Source organism: Chryseobacterium ginsengisoli, assembly GCF_039542325.1.
GTDB lineage: Bacteria > Bacteroidota > Bacteroidia > Flavobacteriales > Weeksellaceae > Chryseobacterium > Chryseobacterium ginsengisoli.
Genome location: NZ_BAABHX010000001.1, coordinates 743,256 through 755,384, shown reverse-complemented (window position 1 = coordinate 755,384; position 12,129 = coordinate 743,256). Strand labels below are relative to the sequence as shown.

The 12,129-nt window shown below is 32.5% G+C and carries 17 protein-coding genes; 10 read left to right on the top strand and 7 right to left on the bottom strand.

The window, feature by feature from the left end; genetic code table 11:
* Positions 1 to 43: 43 nt before the first annotated feature.
* The 6 genes from ABD940_RS03555 to ABD940_RS03530 form a co-directional block, all read right to left on the bottom strand.
* Positions 44 to 355: a barstar family protein gene (locus tag ABD940_RS03555; RefSeq protein ID WP_345200358.1), complete on the bottom strand. Its 312-nt coding sequence runs from the start codon at positions 353 to 355 to the stop codon at positions 44 to 46.
* Complete coding sequence (locus ABD940_RS03550; RefSeq protein WP_345200357.1) at positions 352 to 966, bottom strand: matrixin family metalloprotease; 615 nt, start codon at positions 964 to 966, stop codon at positions 352 to 354. Before ABD940_RS03550 ends, ABD940_RS03555 begins: the two co-directional genes overlap by 4 nt.
* A complete protein-coding gene (locus tag ABD940_RS03545; RefSeq protein WP_345200356.1) occupies positions 953 to 1,453 on the bottom strand; it encodes a ribonuclease domain-containing protein in 501 nt (166 codons plus the stop codon). The genes ABD940_RS03550 and ABD940_RS03545 overlap by 14 nt, the downstream gene beginning before the upstream one ends.
* A gap of 73 nt (positions 1,454 to 1,526) precedes the next feature.
* Positions 1,527 to 2,318 carry an NAD(+) synthase gene (gene nadE / locus ABD940_RS03540; protein WP_345200354.1) on the bottom strand — a complete coding sequence of 264 codons (792 nt, stop codon included), beginning with the start codon at positions 2,316 to 2,318 and terminating at the stop codon, positions 1,527 to 1,529.
* A gap of 63 nt (positions 2,319 to 2,381) precedes the next feature.
* Positions 2,382 to 2,906, bottom strand: coding sequence for a GNAT family N-acetyltransferase (locus tag ABD940_RS03535; protein WP_345200353.1), 525 nt, complete (start codon positions 2,904 to 2,906; stop codon positions 2,382 to 2,384).
* A 3-nt stretch (positions 2,907 to 2,909) separates the two neighbouring features.
* The gene (locus ABD940_RS03530) at positions 2,910 to 3,548 is read right to left on the bottom strand and encodes a leucine-rich repeat domain-containing protein (RefSeq protein ID WP_345200351.1); all 639 of its coding nucleotides are present in this window, start codon (positions 3,546 to 3,548) and stop codon (positions 2,910 to 2,912) included.
* A 51-nt stretch (positions 3,549 to 3,599) separates the two neighbouring features.
* Here ABD940_RS03530 and gldB point away from each other — a divergent pair, with 51 nt between their 5' ends.
* The 10 genes from gldB (at position 3,600) to ABD940_RS03480 (ending at position 11,013) form a co-directional block, all read left to right on the top strand.
* The gene (gene gldB / locus ABD940_RS03525) at positions 3,600 to 4,583 is read left to right on the top strand and encodes a gliding motility lipoprotein GldB (RefSeq protein WP_345200350.1); all 984 of its coding nucleotides are present in this window, start codon (positions 3,600 to 3,602) and stop codon (positions 4,581 to 4,583) included.
* Positions 4,584 to 4,630: 47 nt separating this feature from the next.
* Positions 4,631 to 4,957 carry a gliding motility protein GldC gene (gene gldC / locus ABD940_RS03520; protein WP_345200349.1) on the top strand — a complete coding sequence of 109 codons (327 nt, stop codon included), beginning with the start codon at positions 4,631 to 4,633 and terminating at the stop codon, positions 4,955 to 4,957.
* Between the two features lie 134 nt (positions 4,958 to 5,091).
* Positions 5,092 to 6,231: a cystathionine gamma-synthase gene (locus ABD940_RS03515; RefSeq protein WP_345200347.1), complete on the top strand. Its 1,140-nt coding sequence runs from the start codon at positions 5,092 to 5,094 to the stop codon at positions 6,229 to 6,231.
* A 125-nt stretch (positions 6,232 to 6,356) separates the two neighbouring features.
* Positions 6,357 to 6,836 carry a nuclear transport factor 2 family protein gene (locus ABD940_RS03510; RefSeq protein WP_345200346.1) on the top strand — a complete coding sequence of 160 codons (480 nt, stop codon included), beginning with the start codon at positions 6,357 to 6,359 and terminating at the stop codon, positions 6,834 to 6,836.
* A gap of 6 nt (positions 6,837 to 6,842) precedes the next feature.
* Complete coding sequence (locus ABD940_RS03505) at positions 6,843 to 7,292, top strand: GNAT family N-acetyltransferase (RefSeq protein WP_345200344.1); 450 nt, start codon at positions 6,843 to 6,845, stop codon at positions 7,290 to 7,292.
* A gap of 93 nt (positions 7,293 to 7,385) precedes the next feature.
* Positions 7,386 to 7,889 carry a DinB family protein gene (locus ABD940_RS03500; protein WP_345200342.1) on the top strand — a complete coding sequence of 168 codons (504 nt, stop codon included), beginning with the start codon at positions 7,386 to 7,388 and terminating at the stop codon, positions 7,887 to 7,889.
* A complete protein-coding gene (locus tag ABD940_RS03495) occupies positions 7,886 to 8,317 on the top strand; it encodes a hypothetical protein (protein WP_345200341.1) in 432 nt (143 codons plus the stop codon). Before ABD940_RS03500 ends, ABD940_RS03495 begins: the two co-directional genes overlap by 4 nt.
* Positions 8,310 to 8,909, top strand: coding sequence for a hypothetical protein (locus ABD940_RS03490; protein WP_345200340.1), 600 nt, complete (start codon positions 8,310 to 8,312; stop codon positions 8,907 to 8,909). Before ABD940_RS03495 ends, ABD940_RS03490 begins: the two co-directional genes overlap by 8 nt.
* 80 nt (positions 8,910 to 8,989) lie before the next feature.
* Entirely contained in the window at positions 8,990 to 10,444 is a 1,455-nt protein-coding gene (locus tag ABD940_RS03485) for a hypothetical protein (protein ID WP_345200339.1), read from the top strand.
* Between the two features lie 20 nt (positions 10,445 to 10,464).
* Entirely contained in the window at positions 10,465 to 11,013 is a 549-nt protein-coding gene (locus tag ABD940_RS03480; RefSeq protein WP_345200337.1) for an L-threonylcarbamoyladenylate synthase, read from the top strand.
* 48 nt (positions 11,014 to 11,061) lie between these two features.
* Here the strand turns inward: ABD940_RS03480 and ABD940_RS03475 are convergent, their stop codons facing one another.
* Positions 11,062 to 12,036, bottom strand: coding sequence for a hypothetical protein (locus ABD940_RS03475; protein WP_345200336.1), 975 nt, complete (start codon positions 12,034 to 12,036; stop codon positions 11,062 to 11,064).
* Between the last annotated feature and the right edge of the window lie 93 nt (positions 12,037 to 12,129).

Sequence of the window (12,129 nt, the reverse complement as noted above, 5' to 3'; positions counted from 1 at the left end):
CTCGCAGAGCAATCTGCGAGTTTTGTTTTTTTATTTCTTAATTTTATTCGTGGTCTTCTACAAAATCGTCCTCATCATCTTCATATTGTTCAAGGAAATAAGTGAAGGTAAAATCTTCAACTTCATCTTCGGCATCTTCCAAAGTTGTCAGAAGATCTTCAAAAATTTCCAGCTGATCGACTGTCATATTTACAAATTCGATATGAAGCGGCATTTCCAGTTCACCTGTGATCACGTCTGAAAGTGCATCAAGATTATCTCCAAAATGTTCAGGAAGTTTGATCTTTTCTTTTAATTGAACATAAAAATCTTCATAATCTCCGATGTCCATAAAATCTATATATATTGTACTCATATTGAATTGAATTTCCAGTTTTTATTAATTAAAATTTGTTTACATTTTTTACAAAAATCGGTTTCCTCATTGGTTGGATTTTTACCTTCCGCATCTCTCATAAAACACATTTTTACGGGGCAATGCTTCAAACCTTGTGTATGACCAAGCTCATGAATGGCAACTTTAAAAAACTGTTCGTTTGAATTTTTTTTATTTAATCTAAAACTTGATGCAATACAGGATTTTCCCGGTGTGAAACCTAAACCCATCACTCCGAAATCTTTTATTTTTCCTTTGGTTGTGCTAATATCTTTTGAGGTTAAACCAATCGTTACAAAGCCTTTTTCAGTTTTTTTACTTAAAAAAGAAATAATAGAATCTGCTCTGTAACGGTTTCTTTCTTTATAATAAGCCATTTCCGGTAAATCGATTGGCTCTAAAATCTTCACATAAGGATAAACCTTTTTGATTTCATTGGCTACAGATTCTACATTTTCAGATTTTATATCTTTAAATGGCTGAATCAAAATTGTAATGGCTTTTTCTTCCTTGATATTTTCGTGTTTTTCTGAACAGGAAAATAGGAAGGTAAAACAAAGCAACAGGAAGTAAAAACTACTGTTTTTCAAAACTTTTATAATGATTTTTAGTCAGATAAATATTGCCGTTTTTTGTGAAAATGATTCGGTCTGCATTTCTGTTTCCACAATTATAATTCACATCGGCTTCAAAATATTTTTCCCCTTCGGGTAAAGTTCTTTCTCTGTTGCTGAATTTATCTCCCCCAATTGCTTTTCCCGGTAAAACTTCACACAGATTTCCCTTCGAAGGGTTCCAACCATGTTTTCTGGCTTCATTTTTCGTGATATAATAATCAGGAAGCTTATGATTTTGTTTTACATAATTAATTACCGTTTTTTCCTCTGTTAATTGATCAATAGATTGTTGATTCGAGTAAGAATTTGCACTTGAAACGTCAGAACTACTATATTCAATTGTAGGCTTGGAAGAACTATTCTTTTTATCGGCAATAAAATTATTATAAACATACATCGCGGGCATTCCAAAAAGAAGCCCTAAAAAAATGAAAAATACAGATCTTATTTTACCATTCATATTTTTAAATTAAAAAATATAACAATCTACTATTTACTAATCAATTGTTACATTGTTAAATCGTTATATTAATTTACGCTCTCCATTCCTCCGGAACATCACAAATCGGAATAGGAACCATTTTATGTTTCGCTGCTTTATGCATTCTGTCGAAAATCATGAAAACTTCCTTGTCGCGACCTTCGTAATCTTCAACCGTTTTTGTTCCATACTCTTTCTGGATTTTTTCAAGTTCAGGATAAGTTGCCCCAATTTGATCCTCGTCAGTTCTTTCAGCATCCCAAAGTCCGTCTGTAGGAATTGCATTTTGAATACTTTCAATTAAATTTAAAGCTCTTGCCAATTCATACACTTCAGTTTTATAAAGATCTGCGATTGGAGAAACATCGACACCGCCGTCTCCATATTTTGTATAAAAACCAATTCCGAAATCTTCTACTTTATTTCCCGTTCCACAAACCAAAAGCCCGTGAAGCTGGCCAAAATAATATAAATTCAGCATTCTGAAACGTGATCTTGTATTCGCTAAAGCCAGATTATTACTCCATCTTCCTTCTATATGATCATGTACAACAGTTTCAAAGCTTTCAAAAACAGGAGTAAGATTGATTGTTTTTGCCTGAACATTCGGGAATTTTTTCTTCAGATCTGCAATATGATCCTGTGCTCTGTTTACCTGATCTTCTTTCTGACGGATCGGCATTTCAAGCAATAAAACTTCAAGTCCCGTCATTGCGCAAAGTGTAGAAACCACACCGGAATCTACTCCTCCCGAAACGCCAATTACATATCCGTTTACATTTGCTTTCGTTGCATAATCTTTCAGCCAGCTTACAAGATGATCTATTACTTTTTGTGTCTGCATTGTTTATATTTTTTAGTCTGTTTTAATTAAAGAAGTTCAAAATTAAAAATTTTGATGGTGTTTTTAGATATAATTTTCACGTTTAAGTTCATACCAAAAGCAAATTCCATCCGGTTCGGTGAATTCGCTGGTTTTTTTGAAACCTAATTTCTTTAGAATGTGATTGGAACCTCCGTTTTCAGAATGAGCATGGGCGTAAATTGTTTCAGCTTTTAAATCGTTAAATCCAAAATCAAGAGAAACTTTTGCAGATTCCAAGGCATAACCTTTTCCCCAAGATTCAGGTAAAAAACGATAACCAAGATCGTAAACATTATTATAACCGTTGATTTCCTGGGTTAATAATTTTAATCCGTTCCAGCCGATTAGGAGCCCGCTTTCTTTGTCGATCACAGCCAATCTTCCGACACCATTGTCGAGATATTGCTGTTGGATCATTTTAATGATTTTTTTAGATTCATTGATGTCTGAAAGGGGAGGAATTCCGATGTATTTCATCACTTCAGGATTCGAGTCCAGGAGAAACATGCGTTCAAAATCTGTTTCCTCAAATTTCCTCAAAATAAGTCTTTCTGTTTCTAGATGCATGTCTTATTGTTGCTGAAATCCAAAAATGGTAACATCTTTTGCGCCTTTTTTGATGTCGGTTTCCTTTAACGGATTTTGTTTGACATTCAAGGTCTGCAAATTCAGATTTGTTGAAATATCCAGTTTTTGGATCTGGTTATGTTCAAGATTTAAGTTTTTCAGGTTTTTGAGTGGGCTTAAATCTATTGTCTTTATTTTATTTAAAGATACGGTTAATTGATCAATTCTTGGAGTTGTTTTTAACGAAATATTTTCGATTTCATTATTGTCAAGATACAATGAAGCCAGACTTTTTGCATTTTCAATTTTAAAGGTTGAAATTTTACAGCCTGTACAGGAAAACAGCTGAACATGATCCATATTTTTTAATGATACAATTGGAATCATATTATCATCCAGAACAATCATTTTTGCATATTTAAAATAAGAAAGATCATCAACAGATGTAATTCCTTTTTTTACCAGAAATAAATTTTCAATTCTCTCGGCTTCAAATTGATTGATTGCTCCGTCTTTATTCAGATCAAAATTTTCAATAACAGCTTTTTCTAAATTTTTATCTTTAAATGTAAGATTTTGAGCATGTAAAAGGGGGATTGCCAAAATCAGAGCAACGGCTGTAATTATTTTGTTTTTCATCATTAAATTATGTTTAAATCATTATTTTTGTAAACTTAAATTTCATGTAAAAGTATGAAGATTTTCAGAATCGCAGCGCTTTCTTTAGTATTAGTTTTGGGTTTGAATTCTTGTAAAAAAGAATCTCAGAATCAATGGAACGTGGAAGTGAAAAACCCAGCCGAAAAAGTAGAAATCACAGATATTTCCAAAGAATTGTATGATCCGAATATTTCGTTGGATCAGTTTAAAGCTAAATTTCCGTGGTTTCAGGGAACGGTAAGCGATACTGATTTTGGAAAACGAAGAGTCGATCCGGAGGAAATTAAAATCTATAAAGAAGCCATCGGGAAAATAGATGAGAAAAAGCTTCAGACAGATCTTCAGGATTTGTTTTCTCACATTAAATATTATTTCCCGTCATTTAAAAGTCCGAAAGTATTTCTGTTTTCGTCGGCTTTACAGATGATTCAGGATCCTATTTTTTATGATGCAAAAGGAAATCTTCTGTTCATAGATATTACAGGTTTTATGGGTGATGGAAATCCAAATTACAAAGGTTTGGAATTGTATTTCCAAAAGTCGATGAATCCTAATAATATTGTTCCGAAAGTTGCGCAGGTTTTTGCGGAAGGTTTTGTGAAAGAATCTCCCGATCATCAGAAATTTATTGATATGATGATTCTTAACGGAAAAATTATGATTCTTAAAGATGCGTTTTTACCGACTTATCCTGAGTATCTGAAAATGAATTATACACAGAAACAATATGAATGGGCAACTGCAAACGAAGCCAATATCTGGAACTATTTTGTAGAAAGTAACCTTATTTATGGAGATGATCACAGATTGGAAGATCGTTTCATCGCTCCTGGACCGTTCTCAAAATTTTATACTGAAATTGACAACGAATCTTCACCACAAGTGGGAATTTTTGCAGGATGGCAGATCTGTAAAGAATATTTTAAACAAAAACCAGAGACCAAATTGCAGGATTTCCTGAATATGGATGCAACGGTAATATTTAATCAATCGGGATATAAACCGAAGGTTAAATAACAAATAGAAATTAGTAAAATTTAAAATTTTAGAAATAAATAGAAGGTATGAGAAAAACTCAGATTACGATAGATGTAGAATTGGACGAAAACCATATTCCTGAGCTGATGACATGGAACGCACAAGATGGAGGTGTGGAAAAAGAAGAGACAAAAGCGGTAATGATTTCCGTTTGGGATGAAAAAGCAATGGAAGCTTTGAGAATTGATCTTTGGACAAAAGAAATGCCTGTTGATCAAATGAAAATGTTCATGCATCAGATTCTGGTTTCTCTTGGGAGTACTTACCAAAGAGCGACCGGAGAGGAAGATGTAGCACAATGGATCGAGCAAATGGCGGAAGAATTTGCAATCAAATCTGCAATAAAAATGTAATAATGCTTTAAGCTGTAGGCAGTAAGCGGTAAAGCTTTTTGCACGCAGCTTATTTTTTAATATTAATAACATTAAGTTTTAAAGCAATATAAATTAAGCTTATTGCCTGAAGCTTAAAGCCTAAAGCAAAAAATATGAATTTTAATACAAAAGTTATACATGGAGGACAACACCACGAATCTGCAACAGGTTCCGTGAACGTTCCTGTATTTTTAACGTCTACATTCGCACAAAAAAGTCCGGGAGTACATTCCGGTTATGAATATTCAAGAGCGGCAAACCCTACAAGACAGGCTTTGGAAGACTCTTTGGCAAGCATCGAAAACGGAGCGAGAGGTCTAGCTTTCGGTTCTGGACTTGCTGCAATAGACTGTGTTTTGAAATTATTAAATCCTGGTGATGAGGTAGTTGCAGTTGATGATTTATACGGTGGAACATACAGAATGTTCACCAGACTTTTCGAAAAGTATCAGTTGAAATTTACCTTCGTGAATTTTGATGATGTTTCTAAAATTGCAGATGTTATCACTGATAAAACGAAATTGATCTGGGTTGAAACACCAACAAACCCATTGATGAAATTGGTTGATATTAAAGATGTTGTAGAAATTGCAAAAGGAAAAGATATTCTTGTTGCCGTTGACAATACTTTTGCGACGCCATATCTTCAAAGACCAATCGATTTGGGAGCGGATATTGTCATGCACTCTGCGACAAAATATTTAGGAGGTCACTCTGATGTTATTGCCGGAGCTTTAATTGCTAAAGATGCTGAATTGGGAGAAAAACTTCACTTCATTCAATTTGCGAGTGGTGGGATTTTAGGACCTCACGATTCTTATTTGGTGTTGAGAGGAATTAAAACATTGGCTTTAAGAGTTCAGAGACATTCGGAAAACGGAATGGCTGTAGCGAAATATCTTGAGTCTCATCCTGCAGTTGCGCAAGTAATTTATCCTGGATTGGAATCTCACCCTCAATATGAATTGGCAAAATCTCAGATGAAAGATTTCGGAGGAATGGTTTCTTTCACTTTCAAATCGGGTAAAAAAGAAGATGCCATCAAATTTTTAGAGAAAGTAAAAGTTTTCACATTGGCAGAATCTCTTGGCGGAGTAGAATCTTTGGCAAATCATCCAGCTTTGATGACTCACGCTTCTATTCCTGCCGAAAAACGTGCTGAATTGGGAATCACCGATGACTTGGTTCGTTTAAGCGTTGGAATTGAAGATGCGGAAGATCTTATCGCGGATTTGGAAAGAGCTTTTTCTTAGTTATAAATCTCGTATTTTGTCATTCTGAATGAAGCGAAGCGTAGTGAAGAATCTATTATAGTTTAAAAAAGATTCTTCCTTCGTCAGAATGACAAAACGTTGAACAATATTTAAAATAAAACATAATGAGAAAGATTCGGATTTTATTGTTATTAATTTTAAGTCAGATTGCATATTCTCAGGTAAAAAATACCGATGAATTATACAAAACAGCAAAAAAATTAGACAGTCTGATATTCGATATCGGATTTAATAAATGTGACCTTTCTCATTATGATTCTATTATCAGCAACGATCTTGAATTTTACCACGACAAAGGCGGAATTACTTCAGGAAAAGAAGCTTTCATAGCTTCGATCAAAAACAATATTTGCGGAGGACCCAATAAAGTGAAACGCGAATTGGTTCCGAACAGCATGAAAGTGTATCCTTTATACAACGATAATGTTTTGTATGCATTTGTTCAGGAAGGAGAAAATGATTTTTCTGAATTTTACAAAGGAAAATGGAACAAAGGAAGCCGTGCAAAATTTACCATTCTCTGGATTTTGGACGGTAAAGACTGGAAAATGAAACGTGTTTTAAGTTACGACCACCATTTATAATTTACTATGAAAACCACAAGAAAAGCTACACTTCAGGATTTGCCTCAATTGGCGGAATTGTTTGATCAATATAGAATTTTTTATCATAAAGATTCGGATATTCCGGCTGCAGAAAACTTTTTAAAAGACAGAATTGAAAATAAAGATTCTGAAATTTTCATAGCTGAAAATAATGGGAAATTAGTTGGTTTTGTTCAATTATATCCAATATTTTCTTCGACAAGAATGAAACGCTATTGGCTGTTGAATGATTTGTACGTCAATGAAAATTATCGCGGAAAAGGTTTTTCAAAAGAACTGATTGAAGAATCAAAAGATTTGGCAAAATCTACTGACGCTTGCGGAGTTCTTCTTGAAACAGGAAAATCTAACGACATCGGAAATAAATTGTATCCAAGTTGCGGATTCGAAATTTACGATGAAGTGAATTTCTACGAATGGACAAATAAAGACTGATAAATGATGATTGATAAATTATAAATGATATTTGCAGACTTAAATTATCATTTATATTATTTTTATAATTAATACCTTATAACTAAAAAAAACATGACTGATTTTCAAAAATACGTTCAAAGATATTTAGATTTGATTCCATCTGAAAACTGGTTGGAAGAATTGAAAAAATCGGGTGAAAATACCGTTGAAATTTATTCAAAGCTTACAGAAGAACAATCACTTTTTGCTTATGCAGAGGGAAAATGGACGTTGAAAGAATTGCTGTTGCATTTGTCGGATACGGAAAGAATTTTTCAATATCGAATTCTGGCTTTTGCAAGAGGTGACAAAAATGAACTGCCCGGTTTTGATGAGGAATTGTATGCCAAAAATTCTTTTGCCAATGAAAGAAGCATAAATTCTTTACTAGAAGAATATCAATTGATCAGAAAATCTTCTCAGATTTTATTGGAAACTTTAAATCCATCAGTTTTAGATAATCTAGGAACTGCCAATGGAAATCAAATTTCTGCAGAAACAATCGGAAAATTGATTGTGGGTCACAATGTGCATCATTTGAATATTATTGAGGAAAGATATTTGCCGAAGTTGTGATTAAATCTCCAGCGAATATTGCAATTTTCATCAGTCTAATAATATTTTTTATATCATTAACGCAAGTTTGTATTGTTTATCAATATTTTGAAATTGTAAACTATCCTTCTTATTTGGCCTTTCTTGTAGGATGGATGCATTTTTGGGGTGGTGGCTTTTGGGAAGGCTGTATTTGGTTGGCGAATCCTCTTTATTTTATTGGTCTGTTTTTACTATTTAAGAAAAATAAAAGAGCTGTTTTTCCGCTTATTTGTTCTTCGATTCTGGCATTAGTATTTTTAAGTTTTGAAAATTTGACGATGACTAAAAGTGGTCGAATTGCTCCGATAATTGAATTGAAATCAGGTTATTTTTTATGGCTGGCTTCCATTTTATTTATAACTTTTTCTTCGATTTATTTAAAAGTTACAGAGAAAAAAAATGCGTAGTTTAAAGAATTTAGATATTGAAAAAAGTATTGAATCAAAAAAACTTGTCTATGAGGAAAGTTGGTCGGATAAATTTGATGCTGTTGGGAGATATTTTATCTTTTCAATATTGATATTTTATTCATTTCTTGTTTTCAAGGAAATAAAACCTTCTCCTAATAACAGTTTAGATTATTTTGTACTTTCTAGCTTATTAACATTTTGTTTATACAGTTCGTATTGTAAATTCACGGAAAAAAATCTTAAAGAAATTAAGTTCTATATCCATAAAGAGGAAGCAAAAAGAAGAATTCTGGAATATGGAAAAAAATATAAATACAGGATTTCTAAAATATCCTCAAACTTGATATTTTTTAATGAACCAATAAACGGATTTAGTGGATGGGGTGAAGAAAAAACTACTGTGATTTTTTTTCAAGATCAGTCGATTTTTTACACAGTAATTCAAAATGGAAGAAAAACAAATGCTCCTGTTTTAATTTCACAACATTTTATCAGGAAGGACTTTAAAAAGATATTAAATCAGAAAAAGTTTGATTTAAATCCAAAGAAAAGTTATTTTGATAGGTTCTTTAATGATCCTATTAATTAAAAAATTTAATAAATTCTTACTTATTTCTCTGAGAAAATTAATTTGTACATTTAGCCTTCAAAAATAAAAATAAACATAGAATGGGACTTTTTGATTTCTTTAAAAAGAAAAAAAACGAGACAATAGAACAATCACAAAATAATTTTTCCCCTGAAAATAATAATCCTGCAGAGAAAAAGCAACCTGAAATTCCGATTGAAAAAACTCAGGAAATCGATGAACAGCCAATTTTAAATACATCCGAAAGAAAAATCATTATGGCAGATTTTCAGGATTTTAAAAAATATTCTGAGTATGTAATTTCTGCAATCATGCTTCAGCATCAGGATAGTTTTGCACCGATTTCAGCTTATGAAGAGCTTGACGGAACGATTAAAGGTTTTGTTTTTATGCTCAGCAGTAAAACGGGGAGATATGCTTTTTCTCCTGAAGAAGCCATTTCCGGAATGAAGGAGAAGTTCGAAAAGCTATTACCTGAAAATAAAATAAGATCATTTATAATTGGTTATCATTCTCAATTCAATAATGATGAAAATTATGAACCATCAACAGAACAGGAAAATTTCAGAGCAATAACTTTCTACTGTAATTTTGGAAAAGGTTCGATTACAATGATCAATCTTCCTTACAAATACGGTGAAGAAGGAATTGGATATGCTCCTATTGCAGAGCTTACGGAGGAAGAAAACAACATCGTTTTTAACACACAACTTGATGAAGGAAAACAATATTACACAGAGCGTGATGAAATAAAACCGCCTTCAATTATTAATGAATATGGAATTGAGATCGAAAGTGCCAATGAAGGAAGACTGGGCGATTTATGGGCTGGAACTTTAGGATTTGAAAGAGTTTCCCAAGCAAACGGAAGTTTTATTTCGCATCTTGTTGCTGCCGTTTTTGTATCAGGAGAAGAGAAAGTTTCTTCTGAAATTGAAGTGAAAGATATTGAAAGTGATTTCTTATTGTTAAGATCTGTTGAGGATAAGAAAAATGATATGCGAACAGCTTTTCCTGTTATTAAAACAGATAAATCGATCAATGTAACGATGAAAACCGTTTCAGAATGGAATCACATGGAAAATATGGAAGGTGTAATTTACGGATCAGGAAAAGATACTTTTGGTCTTACATTTTTCGCAACAGATTATTCTTACAATAAAGAAAAATATAAAACTTCAAAAAATTTAGACATCCAATTAAGCGGAATTATTTTACATGCTCAAAAACATGAAGATGATCCGGATCAGGAATTCAGAACGTCTGAAAACTTCACCATGTATATGCCTAATCAGGAGGTAAATTATATCGGAGGTTTTGATTTTATCGGAATTGTGAAAAATATTCGTCCGGTAAGTACAAACAATCCAGTTCTTATTGAAGGTTATATGTTGGATGTGCAATTAATTACTTATGAAGAAGAGGAGGATTTTTTCACCATTGAAATGTTTTTAAATAAAGAAAACAGCGAATTGATAATCGAAAAAGGAATGAAAATTACAGGTCTTTTCTTATTGCAAGGGAAAATTGATTAATTAAAATTAAATAAGCGAAAATGGAAAAAATCGTAGAAATATTAAAATCAGGCGGAACAATTTTATATCCAACAGATACAATCTGGGGAATTGGTTGTGACGCAACAAACATAGAAGCTGTCAACAAAATTTTTGACATCAAAAAACGCGAAAAAAACAAATCTATGATCATTTTGGTGGAAACTGAAAAAAGATTACAGGATTTGGTAGACGTTCCAGAAATGGCTTGGGAAATTATTGACTTGAGCGAAAAACCCGTAACCATCGTTTATGAAAACCCAAAAGGTCTACCGAAAGAATTATTGGCAGAAGACGGAAGTATAGGAATTCGTCTGGTAAAAAATGATTTTTGTAAAAAATTAATTACAAAATTGAATAAACCATTAGTTTCAACCTCCGCGAACTTCAGTGGAGACAAAAGCCCGTTGAAATTTTCCGATATTTCTCCTGAAATGATTGATCTGGTAGATTATGCAGTAGAAGAAGACCGCGAGAAAGTTTCAAAATATTCTGGTTCTTCGGTGATAAAAATATGGAGTGATAATAGAATAAAAGTTCTTCGGGAATAAAAATATTTATAAAAAAAGACGCTATCAAACAGCGTCTTTTTTATTGATTTATTTAAAGTATTTTTGATAAATTTCATCATTTTCTGAATAGAATTTCAATGCAAATTCCTGATTATTAGTTACCTTAATGTAAGATAAATCTGCAGAAGAATTGTCGTCCGATTGTTTTCCGCTTATGAATTTATCGTTCGCGTCCAAAGTATACGAGAAGCTGTCTGCATTATAGCTGGAATTTCCTTTGATATTTTTAATAATCTTATCTTTTGGTTTGATGGAAATTTTGATGGTATCGTCATTTTGTAACACAATTTCAGATAACGTATCATATTGTACAATATTGATTACTCCATTTTTCTCATAACGTATTCTAACGACAGAGCTTAAACGTCCTTGTTCCTTTAAAACTGAAATAATAAAGGCTTGATAAGCAATTCCGTCACTTCCAAACCAACCTAAAGCATCAAAATAAGGCTTTTCTGTATCTTCGGTTTTTTTATCATAAAAAGTTTTAAGTAGACTGTACATCGCTTCTGTTCTGAAATAAAATCTGTCAGCTTCATCTTTTCTGTCCTGGGTTTCCATCGTAGTGTTTTTATAAAAGATCGGATTAGGTTTAGTACTGTTTTTGTCAGACTGAGTTCCTGTTATTTTGCTTGTTTTTGAATCAATTTCATACACAAAAGTATCGGGACTGTAGGTTACATCTTTGCCTTTTATAATTTGTACACTGCCATTTTTTGTGGGAATAAACGAGATTTTTGTATTTCCGTTTTTTAATTTTTCCAGATAACAATCGGCATAGAATTCTATCAAATGTTCATTTCCGTCGGTTGTGTAAAGAATTCTTACCGTAGAATTTGCACGTCCATTGTCTTCATCATGCTCATCTGTAACCATCATTACATTGTATTTTACTCCGGAATTATCGGTGAAATCTATAAAATCTGTGTAATGAACACTTTTGGCTTGAGAAAATAGAGTCGAGAACAGGCACACGAAGCCAAAAAATAAAAATTTTTTCATAGTCGTTAGTTATTTACTAAAGTTAAGGATATTTTGTAAACGATTTTGTATTTGTTAAAAGTTTAATGTAATTGTTATCTTTGCAAAAAATCA